This window comes from Chitinophaga silvatica (assembly GCF_003419895.1).
In the GTDB taxonomy this organism is placed as follows: Bacteria; Bacteroidota; Bacteroidia; order Chitinophagales; family Chitinophagaceae; genus Chitinophaga; species Chitinophaga silvatica.
In genome coordinates this window covers 84,166-102,274 of record NZ_QPMM01000011.1, presented here as the reverse complement: position 1 = coordinate 102,274, position 18,109 = coordinate 84,166, and the positions used below count along the sequence as shown (strand labels likewise).

The window sequence follows — 18,109 nt, the reverse complement described above, 5'->3', positions numbered from 1 at the left end:
TATTTAAAAATAATAATGAAGTAGTATTGTTGTAGGAAAACCTGCTTAATTATACCTGCTTGTAGTATTCATGTTGGAGCATCCAATATGCCTGCCCGTTATTTCCATAACTACATTTATCACCGAAAAGTTTTTCACTAAAACTCGTCAGCCAAACTTCCATTTTATCCACAAATGAACGTTATGAAAACTTGTTACTTGCTTTTACTGCTATTGCTACCAGCATGGTTACATGCGCAGCAAATCAGCGGCAGCGTTAAAGACGCTGCTACAGGTGCTCCCCTGCCGGGAGTGACAATTGTCTACAAATCCAATACTGGTATTGGTACTGTAAGCGACAGCGATGGTTCCTTCCATATTAAGGGCACAAAAGGAACGGTATTACAATTCCAGCTACTTGGCTATGAATCGAAGGAAATTACCTGCGTGAATACCCAGCATATGCTGGTAACGCTAAAAACTTCCACTAAAGACATGGACCAGGTGGTTGTAATTGGTTATGGTACTTCCCGGAAAAGAGACCTTACCGGTAGCATTGCTTCCATTAAGGGAGAAGAAATCGTAAACCGACCCGGTTCAAATCCCCTGGCCGCCTTACAAGGTAAAGTAGCCGGTATCACCGTCACAAATACTGGTCGTGCCGGTGCCGCTCCCACTATCCGTATCCGTGGGGTAGGTTCTATCACCAATACCAACCCACTATATGTCGTAGATGGGGTATTCCACGATAATATCGACTTCCTCAATAACGGGGATATCGCTTCCGTTGAGATTTTAAAAGATCCATCCTCCCTCGCCATGTTTGGGGTACAAGGTGCAAACGGAGTTATCATTATTTCAACTATGAAAGCCCGTACCGGTGAAATGAAGGTCAACTTCAACACCTATGCAGGTATCCAGCACCTTGTAAATAAAGTAAAGGTTACAGATGCTGAAGGCTTTAAAATGTTATATAGTGAGCAGCTTAAAAATCTGAATAGTCAACCTTTCGACTTCTCTCCCTACAAAGCCAACACCGATTGGCAGGATAAGATCTTCCGCGATGCCATGATTCAGAATTATAGCCTCAGTGTAGCCACTGGTACCGAAAAAAATAAAGCATATCTGAGTGCAGGCTATTTTAACCAGGATGGAATTCTGAAATATGATGCTTTCAAAAAGTATATGATTCACATCAACGACGAATACGATATCAATAAAAATATTCGGGTAGGCGTAGATATGTCGGGTAGCCGCTGGGATAGGAAAAACGGAGATATCAACCTTGTTCCTAATGCCCTTATAGCCGCTCCCATTTTTGAGCCTTATAGTGCTGATGGCAGATATAACGCATCACCAACATTTCAGAGAGCACAGGTTGGAAACCCTGTTGCCAATATGGAGATCTTTAAAGATAAAGCTATCAACTACGGCTATCGTTTTGTAGGTAGTGCCTTTGCAGAGATTAAATTCCTGCGCCACCTCACCTGGAAAACTGTAGGCTATACCGATCTCGGATTTAACTCCAACCGCTCCTACACGCCCAGATATATCGTAGGTGATTCTGCCCAGTATAACTTCATCAATAGTGTGAGTATGGGCAAAAACAACTACCAAACCTTTCAGGCAGATCACACTTTAAAGTATGAGAATACCTTTGGGAAACATCGGCTGAATCTCCTCGCCGGCCTCACTGCTCAATACAAAGGTGGTGACTTCATTTCAGGTTCAAGGAAAAGTCCGTCAATAGCTATCCCTGATAATCCGGACCTCTGGTACCTGAATACCAGCCCGGATTTGGAAAGCCAGGTAAATAACGGTAGTGGTGAAGAGCAGGCATTTAAATCCTATTTATTCCGCGCCAATTATTCCTTTAACAACAAATATTTGTTTAATGCCTCTTTCCGCAGAGATGGTACTTCCAAATTCGGACCCAACAAACGTTGGGGCAACTTCCCTGCTGCAGGTGCTGCCTGGGTGATCAGTGAAGAACCATTTCTCCGTCATTCTATCCCAGCAATCAACTTCCTGAAACTTAAAGCCTCCTGGGGCAGGTTAGGAAACGACAAAATCGGTAATTATCTCTACTATCCATTATTGAATACTGGTAACAGTGCGGTATTTGGCGACAAATTATATCCGGCAGCCGTACCTCAATTCATACCTAATCCTAATATTCATTGGGAAGTTATGGAAGGTACTGATGCCGGTATTGAACTAACGCTATTCAATGAACGCTTTACTTTAGAAGCCGATTATTATCATAGAACAACCAAAGACATCCTGGTTAATCTCGATATCCCTGGTGCCATCGGAACTACACAATCTCAAACCAATGCCGGTACTATCCTCAACAGAGGCTTCGAATTCACTGCCGGTTGGGGCGATGGTATAGGCAAGGATTTCAAATATTCAGTTAGCGGAAACCTAACTACTTTAAAAAACAAAGTATTAGCTATAGGTGATAATATCGGTTACAATATCACCAACACTCCTTCCCGCACAATCGTTGGATACCCAATCGGAGGCTTCTATGGATACATCCAGGACGGAATATTCCAATCGACTGAAGAGATTGAGAAATCTGCACAAAAATCCGACCCTCGTATTAAGCCGGGCGATATAAAATTTGTAGATGTAAACGAAGACGGTAAAATTACCGACAAAGACCGCACCTATATCGGTTCCCCCACTCCAAACCTGGTATATGGACTCTCATTCAACCTGCGATACAAAGGTTGGGGCCTGGATGTTGAAACACAGGGATCGGGTGGCAATAAAGTATTTGTAAACCGCGGACGCAATAAGTATGCAGTATTCAATTATGAAACCAATCGCCTGAACCGGTGGACAGGCCCCGGAACTTCCAACAAAGAACCTATTATGGATGATACAAGAGGTTGGAACTTAGAACCATCAACCTATTTCATAGAACCAGGCGATTACTTCAGAATTCGTTTTATTCAGCTCTCCTATAATTTCAATGCAAGCTGGATGCAGGACCTGAAAATTAAGAGCGGCAGACTATTCCTTAACGCCCAAAACCTGAAAACCTTCACTAAAGTTAGTGGCTACACGCCGGAAGTAGGTGGAGATTCTCCTATCAGAATGGGTGTTGATGAAGGCACCTATCCTATTCCGGCTACTTTCATGGCTGGTTTCAATCTGAATTTCTAATCAAAAAAAATATTTCATGCAACGCTATATAAAAAGTTTATCACTGCTGGTAGCTGCCATTACACTGGGGAGTTGCGGAAAAGATTTCCTTGAAAGACAACCTCAGGGCCGTTTTACTACCGAAACATATCCGGGCGGACAATTTGAGCAATACATTTATGGAATGTATGCTACTTTAAGGGATTACGGAGTTCATGTAATGCCATTTATCGCTATCTCAAGTATTCGTTCCGATGATGCCGACAAAGGCAGCACACCAGCCGACGGTGCAGATCAGAAAGCAATGGACGAATTTACCCTGGCGCCAAGCAATGGCCTGGTAAAGGCTTACTATACAGCTTTATATTCAGGGGTTAATAAATGTAACCAGGTATTAAAGCAGGTAAGTATTGCCAGCGGAAATGTTTCGGAGGAAGATAAAAGATTAAGTATAGCAGAAGCCAAAATGCTGCGAGGCTACTTTTATTTTAATCTGGTACGTGCATTCGGAGGTGTTCCTAAAATAGATTCTCTGATCACTGATGAAGCCAGGTTTAATGTTCCTAGAGCCAGTAAGGAAGCTATTTATGCACTGATTGAGGAGGACCTGACCTACGCAGCTGCTAACCTGCCATTGAAATGGGATCCTAAATACATAGGCAGGGTTACCAAAGGTGCAGCACAAGGGCTGCTTGCGAAAGTGTACCTCTACGAAAAAAAGTATGCGCAAGCAATTGGTATGACAACAGCAGTTATTAATTCAGGACAATATAATCTGCAATCTTCCTATAGTTACTTATATTCGGAAGAAGGAGAAAATTGTAGTGAATCAATTTTTGAAGTACAGGCTTTATATACAATTTCGTATACGGGTTATGGTTGCCAATATGCACAGGTACAAGGCGTCAGAGGTGCAGGAACTTTCGATCTGGGTTGGGGCTTTAACGTACCCTCAGCAACTCTGGTAGCAGCATATGAAGCAGGAGATCCGCGTCGAGATGCTACTATTCTCTATGCCGGAGAAACAACTCCCTACGGAGAAACGCTACCTACAAATTTACCCAATCCAAGATATAATCAGAAAGTTTATACAAATCCAAAAGTCCGTCTGCAAACCAATAGTAGATTTGGCCAATGGATGAATATAAGATTGCTGCATTATTCAGATGTTTTGTTAATGCATGCTGAAGCCGCAAACGAACAGGGCCAAACAGATGAAGCGCTTGCCAAACTGGAAATGGTAAGGGCTAGAGCCAGAGGGAAAAGCGATATTCTTCCTGCCATTACGGAGCGCGACAAGAATAAACTTACTGATCTGATACGCCAGGAGCGCAGGATAGAACTGGCAATGGAACATGAGCGGTTTTATGATATTGTGCGCTGGGGTATTGCTAAAAAAGCTTTACAGGCAGATGGTAAAAATAATTTTGTTGAAGGGAAACATGAACTGCTACCTATTCCACAAGATGAAATAGATAAAGCACAAGGAATACTTATCCAAAATCCTAATTATTAATCTTTCTAAACTCATTATATGAAGCAATTACTCATTAGTATATGCCTCTCCGTTATCCTGTTACCGACTATTGCCTGTAATAAATCAGGTAAGCCTATTTCAACTGCCACAGATTCTTCTGTGGCAGTTAATAAAACCTTGCTGGATAAAACACAGCAAGGTTGCTTTCAATACTTCTGGCAATTAGGTAAAAACTTTTCGGGTATGGCTCCGGAAAGAGCTACCTCCACTTCCGGCAATACCGTAACAACAGGGGGAAGCGGATTTGGAGTAATGGCAACTATCTGTGCTATTGAGAGGGGCTGGATTACCAGAGCAGAAGGTACACAACGAATTCTGGACATCGTTCATTTTCTGGATAAGGCAGATAAATTTCACGGGGCATGGTCGCACTGGATGAATGGCGAAACAGGGAAAGCAATACCCTTCGGTAATAAAGGGAATGCCGGAGACCTGGTAGAAACCTCTTTTATGATGGCCGGCCTGCTTAGTGCCAAAGCATATCTGGCAGGTAATACTGCTACGGAAGTTGAAATACGCCAGTTGACCGATAAATTTTATCAGCAGATTGAGTGGAACTGGTATACCAATAACACGAAAAGTCTGTACTGGGGATGGTATCCACAAAACAATTATTTTGAATTACCTATAAGCGGATGGAATGAAAGTTTGATTACTTATATTCTTGCATTAGGAGCACCTAAACATGGAATTACGCCTGAAATTTATACAAATGGATGGACAAGAAATGGTAATTTCCGCAACGGTAATACCTTCTATGGATATAAGCAATTTCTGGGAAGAGACAGAGTTGGCCCGCTTTTCCTTTCACATTATTCGTTCCTGGGATTAGATCCGCATAAAATGCAAGATCAGTATACCAGCTATATTCAGCAGAATATTAATCATACGCTAATTAACCGAGCCTATTGCCTGACAGATGCACCTAAAACCTATTTGTATGCATCCAACCAATGGGGGCTTTCAGCTGCCGATGGAGCTGATGGTTACAGAGCCCATGCCCCGGATGAAGATGAAGGCACAATAGCCCCTACAGCAGCTTTATCTGCTATACCATTTACGCCATACTATTCCATGCAGGTATTACAGCATTTCATGAATGATATGGGTTACAAAATCTGGGGAGTTTATGGATTTCATGATGCATTTAATGTAAGCAGAAACTGGTACGACAATCAATATCTGGCAATCGACCAAGGCCCAATAGTTGTAATGATTGAAAATTATCGCAGTGGAAAGATCTGGGATTTATTAATGAGTGCCCCAGAAGTAAAATTGGGCCTACAACTGGCAGGGATTACTACTCCTGTGTATGAAACAGGTTTCCCGGAAGCTGTACCAGAAAGCACTACCGGCTATTACGATATGCTGTTGCATCCTGATAAAGGAGTATATGAAATTGCATACTATCTGAAAGAATCAGGGGCCAGTACCGGTTTTACACTACTTGACAGTAAAAATAAAACCATCAGAATTTTACAAAATGTAACTCCTACAAATATTGGGCTACATACCTTATCCTTCGATGCCACAAACATCAATACAGACCAACCATACATTTTACAATATACTGCAAACGAAAAACGTACAAGCATTAACGTTAAATTCCACTAAAAAAACAGGATTTAACCAAATTTTCAAGACAATTTTATCGATGAAAAAACTGCGTACCAAACTGGTAGTGGCTATCCTATTGCTAAAAAGTTCCATGGGGCTGGCTCAGGGAAAAGCTGTAGATCCTGAGTCAGTGCCACCGGCAGTGCAGGATGAATACATGACGGTATTCGCCGTAATACTGGATGGAGCAGCAGTCATTAAATAACAAGATCATGAAAAATAGTCTGCTTTTCTTTGTGTTTTTGTTGATGGCTCATTCAGTAAAAGCACAAAAGAAACCAAATATCATTGTGATCATGACAGATGATCACGCATTGCAGTCAATCAGTGCCTATAATCCTTCGCTTATTCATACACCCAACATAGACAGAATAGCGATAGAGGGAGCCATCTTTACTAATAGTTTTTGTACTAACTCTATTTGCGCACCCAGCAGGGCTGTAATTCTGACTGGGAAGCATTCAAATGTAAACGGACAGATACACAATGGTATTACATTCGACAGCTCCCAGGTAACATTTCCCAAACTATTGCAGGCAGCAGGATATCAAACTGCCTTAGTGGGCAAATGGCATCTGAAAAGTACACCTACCGGGTTTAATTATTGGATAACCATGCCGGATCAGGGGCATTATTACAATCCGGATTTTATTCATATGGATGGAAGCATTGAACGGGTAGAAGGATATGCCACTAATCTGATCACCGATTATGCGCTCCGGTATATGGAGCACAGAGATACCTCTAAACCATTCTGCATGTTGTTATATCATAAAGCACCTCATCGTAATTGGATGCCTGATACCAGCAACTTCAATGATTTCCGGGGTCGTAAATTTAAAGCACCGGCAACATTGTTTGATTCATATGAAAACCGCACGGCTGCCGCACAACAGGAAATGAGCATAGAAAAGGATATGTACCTGGTTTATGACCTCAAACTATATGATACCAGTGGTATTATTCAGGATGGGAAATGGTCGTGGACCAATTTCATACATGATTACGACAGGCTTAATCCGGCACAGAAAGCAGCATGGGATAAGGAATATGCTCCTGTAATTGAAGACTACAAACAAAAATTACCAACAGGAAAAGCTTTAGTAGCCTGGAAATATCAGCGGTATATGGAAGATTACCTGCGTTGTATAAAGTCGGTAGATCAGAATATAGGTAGAGTATTAAAATACCTGGATGATCATCATCTTACTGAAAATACAATTGTTATTTATACTTCCGATCAGGGTATGTACCTGGGCGAGCATGGATGGTTTGACAAACGGTTCATGTATGAAGAATCTCTGCATATGCCGCTGGTAATGCGGTATCCAGGTCATATAAAACCTGGTACAGTTGAAAAACATCTCGTACAGAACCTCGATTATGCCCCAACGTTATTACAGTATGCAGGAGTATCAGCCCCAGTTGAAATGCAGGGGGAATCTTTCGCACCTTTACTTGCCGGGCAGCAGATACCCTGGCGAGATGCGATTTACTATCACTATTACGAGTACCCGGCGTTTCATAGCGTGAAACGGCATTATGGAATAAGAACCAACAGGTATAAGCTAATTCATTTCTATAATGATATTGATAGCTGGGAGTTGTATGATCTTATAAAAGATCCGCATGAAATGAAAAATGTTTACAATGCTACCAGTTACAAAGCGATTCGGGAGGAATTAATAATAAAGCTAGAAACCCTAAAGACTAAATATAAAGATACAATACCCGATAATTTTGTAAGGCCATTCTAACTCTTATAATAAAAATGCTCTCCGACGTGGAGAGCATTTTTATTATAAGAATTTGCCAAATATTTTTTCTGTAAATTTTAATAAGGATATCGAACTAATAAAAAATTAATTAATTTCACCTATCAATCAAGATATCTGAAATCCTATTTTAGCAAATCTGTTTATAAACATTTGTCGTAATAGCATTCGGTAAATGCAAGGTCTTTTACAAACACCCCTAAACAATAGAACTATAAAAAAGCTTGTTAAGTATTATGACTATTCCCGATCCCCTTACAGTACTTTTTATTATCAACCTGATTATTTATTGTACCCTGAAAAATTTCATTCCCTGTTCAGGATACTTATCACCTCAGACATTTATTTATTATTTCTCATAAACAATTCACCATGCTCCTTAGAAAACTACTAATTGTATCAATTGTGGTGATGATGGGATTTTATTCATGCTCCCCATCTTCGTCCAAAGCTCCGGCATCCCAGGGTGCCGACCTTATTCTTAAAAATGCGAGGGTCATTCCTATGACCGATCCAAAATTAACCTATCAGGCAATTTCTATTAAGGATGGCAAGATTCTTAGGTTAGGCACAGATAAAGTTGTGTTGCAGGATTCAGTTTCCACGACAAACGTTGTAGATTGTAAAGGGAATTTTATATTTCCGGGATTCATTGATGCGCATGCGCATGTAGGGCAATATGCTGCGGCAATGTATAATGCAGCCAGATTGTATGGCAAGCCATATGGACCAGTAAATACCATCGATGCCTTGCTGGATACCATGAAGGTTTATACGAACAGATTATATCCAAATCCAAACGATACCTCGGCGGTATTAGGAAATGGCTATGATGATGCAATTATTACTCCACACGTTCATCCTACCAAAGAACAGTTAGACAATATTTCAGGTAAGCATCCTATGTATGTGGTACACTCCAGTGGTCATATGGGTGTAGCCAATACTGCGCTACTGAATATTTTAGGCTTTAACAGCAAAAATGCCACAATTAAAGGAGGCACAATAGTTCAGGGAAAAAACGGACCTACCGGACTATTGACTGAAAATGCCAATATTGCTGCAGTATCGTACATGGGTAAAGCCTTAAATATTTCTTTTGATAGTGCAATGAGCAATCTGTTAAAAGCTGAGAAAGTCTGGTTCGCATATGGAATTACAACACTTTGTGAAGGTAGAGCAGATCCAGGTACCATTAATTTAATCAAATACGCAAGTGCTAACAATAAACTAACTGGTGATTTTATCGTTTTACCAGACTATGATCAGAATAAGTTCCAATTAGATTCTTTCTATCAGTATTATGGCCACTATGACAAGCCATATCATCATTTTAAAATTGGTGCTATAAAATTTACCTTTGATGGTTCTCCACAAGGCAGATCGGCAGCACTTTCCCAGCCATATTTATATCCACCGGTTGGAGAGAAAAAGGGTTTCAAAGGAAATCTAATCTATCCCGATTCTGCAGGTTACTTCCTGTCTACTGTTTTTAAACGCGGGATGCAGGTACATATCCATGTTAATGGCGATACGGCTATTGGTCAGGCTTTATTCCTGCTAGATAGTTTAAAAAATCAAATACCAAAAGGTGCTATTAATGTATTGGTGCATGTTCAGACCTGCAGAAAAGACCAGGTAGCAAAACTGGCAGCCGCTAAAAACTATGTTCGCCCAAGCTGGTTCCCAACACATACCTATATCTGGGGTCGCTGGCATATTGATACAACCCTAGGATATACCCGGGCACAGGATATTAGTCCTATCAAATGGGGAATGGATATGGGTATAGATAGTTTCACCATTCATACAGATGCTCCGGTAACCGAGCCAGATTTACTCACCGCTGTTTATAGCGCTGTAAACAGGAAAACATTGTTCCAGCCAACTACAGTATTGGACCCAGATCAGAGAATTGATGCATACAATGCAATGAAAGCCATTACCGTAAATGGAGCTGCGCAATGGGGCGAACTGGCTACTGGTAAAGGTACTATTGTACCCAATGGAGTTGCTGACCTTGTAGTTCTTAACATGAATCCAATTGAGATACATCCCACTATTATTAAAGATACTAAAATTCTGCGCACCTATAAAGATGGGAAACTGGTATATCGCAACCCTATTGATCCAATTAAGAAATGATATTACATTCATTTAAACTAAGAAGGGCAGGCAAATTACCCCTGCCCTTTGCCAATTCAATCTTTATTATATTTTACCATTGCACTTTCTCTAAAAACTCCTGCAACTTTTCTCCTCTCAGGTTTTTCGCAATTATTTTCCCGTTTTTATCTATCAGATAATTCATTGGAATTGCCGAAACTCCGTATAACCTTGCTGCATTGCTACTGAAGCCTTGCAAATCGGAAATCTGCGTCCAGGGCATAGCATCTTCTTCAATTGCTTTTTTCCATTTCCCCTCATTTGTATCCAAAGACACTGCCAGTACCTTGAGTCCTTTTCCTGCATATTTATTATAAGCAGCGAGCAGATTTGGGTTTTCTCCTCTACACGGCCCACACCAGCTTGCCCAGAAATCTACCAATACGATCTTACCGCGAAATGACGATAAGCTCACTATATTTCCATTAGTATCTGGCATTATAAACTCCGGAGCTATAGCACCTACACTTATAATTTTCATAGCGGCAATCTTATCCTTCACCATTCTGCCAACAAAAGATTTCTTTACATTTTCAGAAAGCGGCTTATAGAGTGCTTCCAACTGATCTACCTTCATAGTATAAGTCAGGTCCATTGTCTGAAAAACACTATTGATGTCAGTCGGATGACTTTTAATAAAAGCGATACTACGCTCCTGTCCTGCAACTTCATTGGCTCGCAATTCCTTAATATACTTATCGATATTAACCGAATCAATTGTTTTTTTAGCCTTACGGATCTTTGCCATTATTTCACCATACTCAGCAGATAAATCAGAACCATCCTGAATGTATTTATAATAACTATCGTTGGAAGTAGTACCTCTGGCGAATATCCAACCAGTGGAATCTGCTGCCCCATTGAAATTGATAGTTCCAGGCTCCAGTACAAACTTAACCCTGAACGACCCATCAGCATTTCTTACGATTGCTTTCATAATATCTTCAGGCGGAACTGTTCCAATAAACTTAAAGCTTCCCGATTTTGAAATACATGAATCAGTTAACACTTGTTGCATTTTCCCAATCGTTCTTTCGAGATATATTTTCTGATCATCTAATTTTCTAATCTGCCCCTTAATCGAAAAAGACTGTTGTGCAAATGCCGATATAGAAAACAGCAGGACAGCAGGAACTAATAATTTCTTCATAAAACTCTATTGAACATTTTGTTTGAGCAGTGGATTGGAGGATAACTCATCTTCAGTTATCCGCATCACTACTTTTGGGTCTGTAGCCGATACTTTTCGTATATCTTTTACCTTATTGGCAGATGAATAGTTACGGATCATATCTCTACCGTTACGGAAATAATCAAAAGCCGCATGCCCTTCAAAGGCAAGCTCTATACGTCTTTGCACCAGAATTTCGTTCATAAGTGCAGGACCGTTGAGTTCCACCTCCTGAAGTCCGGCACGGGTGCGAATAACATTCAAATCTGCCAGAGCAGCAGCGTCATTACCTAATTTCGCATTAGCTTCTGCCCTGTTCAAATAGGTTTCTGCCAAACGGAAACAGATAAAAGGTGCATTATCATAGTTCACATTATCCCCAACATATTTTAGTACTTCCCCTTTAGCGCTTACGAAATTCCGACGCCTGTCTGTTGGCTCCAGTAAAGCAATATAATCAGGTGATACCTTTACCTCGCCACGTTGACTAGCCGGTCTGTCTTTTATAAAAAACTGGAAGATTGAAGAACCATTAAACCGGTAATCAAAAGCAAATATGACCTCAGGATTAGCAATAGTTTTATCTCCGATATAGAAAGAAGCAAATTTTACCGGATCAGTAACTAATGAAACAGCAGGAGTATTTATCAGATCTGTTGTATATTTTACAACTGCCTTGTTGGCTTCAACATCTGCATGCTCAGGTGTGCCGCCCATATAAAGATATACTCTGCTGAGTAAGGCCAGTACAGCCGGTTTGGTTACATAATTATTGGAAGCCGCCAGATTTAACTCTGAAAGAGATAATTGCAAATCCGACAATATAAATTCATAGCATTCCTTAACAGTACTTCTTCCTGGTACCTCTTTCTGGTCGTCAGTTTTCTTCAACATTATTCCCGGATTGGCTTCTGCCCCCTGATAATATGGCCGGCCAAAAATATTTACCAGATTGAAGTTGAGCATAGCGCGCATAAAATGCATTTCGCCCTGGATATGCTTCAACTCTGCATCCTTTGTATCTTCAGGAATGGCTTTTAATATTTTGTTGATGCCTACAATTGTGCTATAACTTGTTCGCCAAATCATAAAGCTCATTGTTTGCCCTGCCTGGCTGCTATTTACATAGTAATAGGCATCCTCTTCCCTGTCTTTACTGGTACCAGCAGGCTCGGCTGCATACACCACATTATTACCTCTGAATTCACTAATGTTCAGATAATTATAGTAATAGTCGTACTGGCTATTATTAAGTGTGGGAGCATTTACCATGCTGGTATAAATACCATTTACAGCCTGTATGATACCATCTTTGGTCGACAATAAGGATCCTTCAAAAACTACGTTGGAAGGCTTTAGGTTATCGAATTGTTTATTGCAGGCGGAGAATATCAAAACCCCCGATATTATTATTGATAAAGATTTTAATTTCATTTTCTCTAAGCATTAAAAGTTGACACTAAGACCCACTAATACCTTACGTGGAAGGGCATACGAATAATTGGTTCCATTGCCTGGTACAGCACCGCTTACTTCAGGATCTATCCCTACAAAATCCTTAGCCGTAAAGACATACAGATTATCTGCACTCAGGAACATGCTGGCATTGGTAATACCCAATATTCTGCAGGTTGCAGGTTTGAGCTGATAGGCAAGCCTCACATTATTAATTCTCCAATAACTGCCATTCATTAAATTGAAGGTGGTTGTATTACTGGATGTTGGTATAAAATCTACATCGGCATTGGGTGCAGGTATGTTTGCCTGATCGTTCTTATGCTTCCAGACTTGCTGATTTGATTTAAAAGCATATAGGTTACCGGATTTCGCATTTCCCATGCTTTGTTTGGCCAATGGTATATCAGAGAAGATCTTGTTACCAAAAACAAAATTTGAGGCGATTGCGAAAGTCCATTGTCTAAAGCGCAAACTGGTACTTAGACCTCCAACAAATTTTGGATTTACACTTCCTGCTACTTGTTGTTGTGCATTCAGTCCATTTGCAATAACCTGGTTATAACCTTCTTTCACCTCCCATTTACCGCTCGCTGCATTGTAATATTCAAATAAGGCATTTCCATTATCAGGATTCACTCCCATATATTTTATAGCCTTTATTACACCCAGATCTTCGCCCGACTTTACATAGAAGTTTCCCGAATAATATCCCAGTGGCGTTACCAGAGAATCCTGATATATCTTACCCAGTCGGTTTTTGTTAAAACTTAAATTCAGGTTGGTTGTCCAGGTAATATCCTTACTTTGAATATTAATAGTATTTAAAGAGACTTCAAGCCCTTTATTAATTAATTCTCCAACATTTGTATAGAGCTTGGGAGCGCCGGTAGCACCGGTTGGCGTAGTTTGCTGAATAAGATCATGGCTTCTTCTGTTATAGGCATCAATAACAAAATCGATACGTTTGAGCACCGAGAACTCCAATCCCAGGTTCGCTGTATTTGTTACCTCCCATCTTAAATTCTGGTTGCCCAATTGTGTAATATATGCAGCAGGGTTACCACCGTAGCCATTACTGGCCGGAGAAATTACATAGGATGTATAGTTAAGAAAATCCTGTCCGGCTTCTTTACCTGAGGTTCCGTAACTGGCACGTACACGTACATTATTTACATATTGCGTTACACTGCTTTGCCGGAAAAATTCTTCAGACGATAATAACCAACCACCGCTTAGCGCGAAGAAGTTGCCATATCTGTTATTCTGGCCAAAATTGCTGGAACCGTCTCTACGGAAAGCTGCACTGGCCATATATTTATTGCGGTACGAATAATCGGCTTGTGAGAAGAGAGAAAAAGCCAGTTTATCATAGGAATAAGACAAAATTGGTGGCATACCTCTTCTTCCTGTTCCAACACGGGAAGCTGCCAGAAAAGAACGCTCTCCTGCTCTGATATTACTCATCCCCACGGTTGTAACGGATGCTTTGTTCCTACTGTATTCCTGCCCGGCTACCACGGTCAGCTGATGCAAATCAAATGCTTTCTTAAAGGTCAACAGGTTAGAACTTAAATAACCGGTTGTTTTAGTGGTTGTTTGCTGGAGAGAGCCCCATTGCTTACCATCGGCCTGATTACTTATATTAACAACAGAAGAATTTCGTGTAACATAAGTACGTCTGTCTATATACTCCTCACTTACATTATCTCTGACAATGCCGCCATTGGTTGTACTGAATGTTAGCCAAGGAGCTATTTCATAGTTCAGTTTTACGGCACCATTGTAATATTTTGCTTTACCAATTGTGCTGTTGTAATTTCTGTCGTAGAGTGGATTTGCCGTTACTGTGTTACCTCTGTAATTCTTATAGGCAAAGGTATCAGCGATACTCCCATCACTGAAATAGGGTGATAACCAGGGATAATAGGAAGTAAGTTCCTGGTCATATCCAAGAGCGGGATTCAGGGTGTTGGTAAATAATCCGTTCAGATTCAGAGATGCCGAAAGCCTTTTATTGATTTTCACATCCAGGTTTACCTTTCCGCTGCTACGCTCCATGCTATTGATATACCGGGTGCCATCTTCCTTATAATTATTGAAGGCAACAAAATAAGAAACGGCATTATTACCACCAGTAACCGAAAGATTTACATCACGCATCCAGGCATTTCTGCGAAGCAAATCACTCCAGTCTGTATTGGTTTTAATATCGTCTGTTGATACAAATGATTTGGCCTTTAAAAAGTCTGCTACAGTAGGATAAGTGTTTTTGTAAGCAGGATTACTATTATAGGCATTGGTAAGACCATCCTTTATGAAACTATACAATTCGTCGGAGTTCATAAGTCTTACCTTTCCGTAATTAGGCCTAGCAATACCTGTTTTGGCACTTAGTGATACCTGTGCTTTATTATTATTACCTCTTCTCGTTGTAATTACAATAACTCCCTGTGCCGCTCTGGAGCCATAGATGGCTGTAGATGCGGCATCTTTAAGTACTGTTATACTTTCAATATCGTTTACATTGGCAACTTCACTGATATCACGACTATTCGTAATCATTCCGTCCAATACGATGAGTGGACCCATTGGAGAAACGGTACTACCATCATTGGCGCCAGTACCGGAAATTGATAACCCGGATTGCCCACGCATTACAACTTCTGAAGTACGGGTAGGATCTCCGCCATTTCCATTACCCGCAATAAAAAAACCGGCTACCTTTCCTTTCAGAAGGCTCATTGCATCTGCTGTTGTAGCCGAATTACGAAGATCCTCCCCTTTAATTTTCTGCACAGAACCGGTTACTTCGCTTGCCTTCTTTGTCATATAACCTGTAACTACAACTTGTTGCAAGTTACCGGCGTCGTCTTCCAGTCTGAAGTTGTTTTCTTCTTCTTTTGCAAATGTACCGGCAGCTTTATAGCCAATATAAGAAACCATCAAACGGTCGCCCTGTGCCGAATTGAGCTGAAAATATCCCATTGCATCGGCTTTTGCTCCCTCACCAGTTCGTTGGTTTATCACAGTTGCACCAGGAAGTGCCTGCATATTTTTATCGGTAATTCTACCCTTTGCGGTAAATGTTTTAACCGGAAGAAATTGAACACTCACCTGATCTCCGGATCGCTGAAATTTAGCATTGGCCTGGGTGCTAATGGCTGCAAGCAAGTCATCCAATCCTCGTTGTGCCTGTGGAATTGTGATTGTCCGGTTACTGTTTGGAGCCGCCGTATTATAAATAAAACGGACTTTATATTTTTCTGAGATCTGCTCGAAAACATTCGTCAGCTTCGTATTATTAAATCCGATACGCTTACTGCCCGGATCCTGTGCCAGCAAATTCAGTGGCAGAATAAACAGGAATAGGTATAGCATTAGCCCTGAAAGGCGTACCCTCGTATGAAATAAGTTCATTAATCAGTATTTAAGTTAATGGTTGATAAGATGGGATAAATTAAAACTGAATGAAAATAGTATCGCTCTGAACTCGATAGCTAAACCCAGCGCTAAAGCTTAGCAGATCCAACATTTCAGGCAAAGACTCATTGGTAAATTTGGCATTCATAGTTGCTTCAACAGATGGAGTGCCAAGTATTTCGATTTTCACATGATGCCAGACAGCAATTTGTTTTAATGCTGCTGCAATTGGAATATGATGGAATTGTAACTTGCCAGTGGTCCATTGGCTTAATGCAAGCGTGTCGATAATTGATTTACTCAAATCCTGTGATACAGTTTCACCAGGGGTAAGTATAGTTTCTCTGGCAGAACCAGTAGATTTTACTTTTACTTTACCAGATAATAAGGTTACCTGTTCATCCTTTTCCTTAGAGAAGGCCCTTACCATAAAATTGGTGCCTAAAACAGTAGTTAATAACTGGGATGTACCTACTGTAAATGGTTGCTTATTGTTAGTTACCACATTAAACCAGGCCTCTCCGTCGAGACGGATACTTCTATTGGAAGAATTGTAATCCGGGTCTATATATATAGTCGAGTTTTTGGCTAGTACTACTGTACTACCATCCACTAGTTTTATATTTTTACGAAGGGCCTGATCGTTGTGTATAATGGTTGGATTGGCGGCGTGATAGTGAATATTAGTCTGCTTATAATAGATTACGCCTAAGATAGTCAGGACTGCAGCAAATATGGAAGAAGCCAGTACCCATTTTCTTTTACCTTGCTTCGATGTTGTAAATTCAGTTGTATGAGTATGATCAAATAATATTTTAAATTCATCTAACGCCTGCTGGATCTGTATTTCCTCGTCCAATGCAGTGTTTAGCTGCAATAGAAAACTCTTTGCTTCCAACACTAGAGGTCTTTTCTCCGGATGTTGAATCATCCAGTTTTCCCATTCAATCACCTCATCTGTTTCCTGTGCAATACAGTACCTGATAAAGGATTCATCGGCAATCAGCTCCGTAACCGTATCGTATAATTTCTTCTCCATTTTGCAGGTAATTACTATATAGAGAATGGAGCATCCGATTTTTACCCGGTCAATTCGAAAAAAAAATTAAAACTATTTTTTACAATTGCTCTCCGGCTAGTTCCAATAAGAGAATGAGGATAATGAGAGAAGAATTCCCTGAACTCTTTGGACCCAGAATTTTTCTAAGTCGCTGTAATGCTTCGTGGGTCTTATTATAAACGGTTCTAATACTGAGCCCTGTGCGTTCAGCTATTTCCTCGTAGGATAAATTATCGTAATACTTCATCCTGAGTAATTCTTTCTGGCGTGGACTCAATGCATTCAGGGCATCTTTAAGCTGTGTTATTACTTCCGAATTTGTTTCAGCACTGATTTTGTCAAATTCTGCCGATGCCTGTTGCAGTTCGGCTGTAGTGGCTTCTGTAGCAATGAAGGGATGATACTGTTGTTGTTTTTTGCTTTCATATAACAACATTCTTCGAAACGAAACCAGAATATAGGATTTAATTTCCCTGGGAGATGCTAATTTTTGATGTTTATCCCACAAATAAAGAAACAACTGATTGATTACATCTTTTGTCAGTTCCTCATCTTTAATAAGGGCACGGCCATAATTCAGTAAATCGCTGTATAACTCTTTATATAAGCCAAATAAACCTTCACGTTGATGAAGAATCAGTTGATCCCAGTATTTCTGAAGGTTATTATTTTGCATAAGTTTAAGCGGCACCCGGTTTCTATCTGCCAAAAATAACAAAAGAAAAATAATATTAGTACTTACATATTATAGTGTAATAAGTCGATATATT

11 protein-coding genes are annotated in these 18,109 nt (G+C 40.4%); 6 read left to right on the top strand and 5 right to left on the bottom strand.

Features of this window, described 5'->3' with window-relative positions:
* Positions 1-183: 183 nt before the first annotated feature.
* The 6 genes from DVR12_RS19940 (at position 184) to DVR12_RS19920 (ending at position 10,209) form a co-directional block, all read left to right on the top strand.
* Complete coding sequence (locus tag DVR12_RS19940) at positions 184-3,156, top strand: SusC/RagA family TonB-linked outer membrane protein (protein WP_158563314.1); 2,973 nt, start codon at positions 184-186, stop codon at positions 3,154-3,156.
* A gap of 16 nt (positions 3,157-3,172) precedes the next feature.
* Complete coding sequence (locus DVR12_RS19935) at positions 3,173-4,651, top strand: RagB/SusD family nutrient uptake outer membrane protein (protein WP_116977561.1); 1,479 nt, start codon at positions 3,173-3,175, stop codon at positions 4,649-4,651.
* A gap of 18 nt (positions 4,652-4,669) precedes the next feature.
* Positions 4,670-6,286: a glucoamylase family protein gene (locus DVR12_RS19930; protein ID WP_116977560.1), complete on the top strand. Its 1,617-nt coding sequence runs from the start codon at positions 4,670-4,672 to the stop codon at positions 6,284-6,286.
* 40 nt (positions 6,287-6,326) lie between these two features.
* A complete protein-coding gene (locus tag DVR12_RS27630; protein WP_158563313.1) occupies positions 6,327-6,494 on the top strand; it encodes a hypothetical protein in 168 nt (55 codons plus the stop codon).
* A 7-nt stretch (positions 6,495-6,501) separates the two neighbouring features.
* A complete protein-coding gene (locus DVR12_RS19925) occupies positions 6,502-8,046 on the top strand; it encodes a sulfatase family protein (protein ID WP_116977559.1) in 1,545 nt (514 codons plus the stop codon).
* A 390-nt stretch (positions 8,047-8,436) separates the two neighbouring features.
* The gene (locus tag DVR12_RS19920) at positions 8,437-10,209 is read left to right on the top strand and encodes an amidohydrolase (protein ID WP_116977558.1); all 1,773 of its coding nucleotides are present in this window, start codon (positions 8,437-8,439) and stop codon (positions 10,207-10,209) included.
* 73 nt (positions 10,210-10,282) lie between these two features.
* Here DVR12_RS19920 and DVR12_RS19915 read toward each other — a convergent pair whose 3' ends face one another.
* The 5 genes from DVR12_RS19915 to DVR12_RS19895 form a co-directional block, all read right to left on the bottom strand.
* The gene (locus DVR12_RS19915) at positions 10,283-11,380 is read right to left on the bottom strand and encodes a TlpA disulfide reductase family protein (protein ID WP_116977557.1); all 1,098 of its coding nucleotides are present in this window, start codon (positions 11,378-11,380) and stop codon (positions 10,283-10,285) included.
* 6 nt (positions 11,381-11,386) lie between these two features.
* Entirely contained in the window at positions 11,387-12,835 is a 1,449-nt protein-coding gene (locus DVR12_RS19910; protein ID WP_116977556.1) for a RagB/SusD family nutrient uptake outer membrane protein, read from the bottom strand.
* Positions 12,836-12,847: 12 nt separating this feature from the next.
* Positions 12,848-16,276, bottom strand: coding sequence for a SusC/RagA family TonB-linked outer membrane protein (locus tag DVR12_RS19905; protein WP_116977555.1), 3,429 nt, complete (start codon positions 16,274-16,276; stop codon positions 12,848-12,850).
* A 40-nt stretch (positions 16,277-16,316) separates the two neighbouring features.
* On the bottom strand, positions 16,317-17,318 hold the full coding sequence (locus DVR12_RS19900) for a FecR family protein (protein WP_116977554.1): 1,002 nt from the start codon (positions 17,316-17,318) through the stop codon (positions 16,317-16,319).
* A 79-nt stretch (positions 17,319-17,397) separates the two neighbouring features.
* A complete protein-coding gene (locus DVR12_RS19895; protein ID WP_116977553.1) occupies positions 17,398-18,015 on the bottom strand; it encodes an RNA polymerase sigma factor in 618 nt (205 codons plus the stop codon).
* Positions 18,016-18,109: the final 94 nt, after the last annotated feature.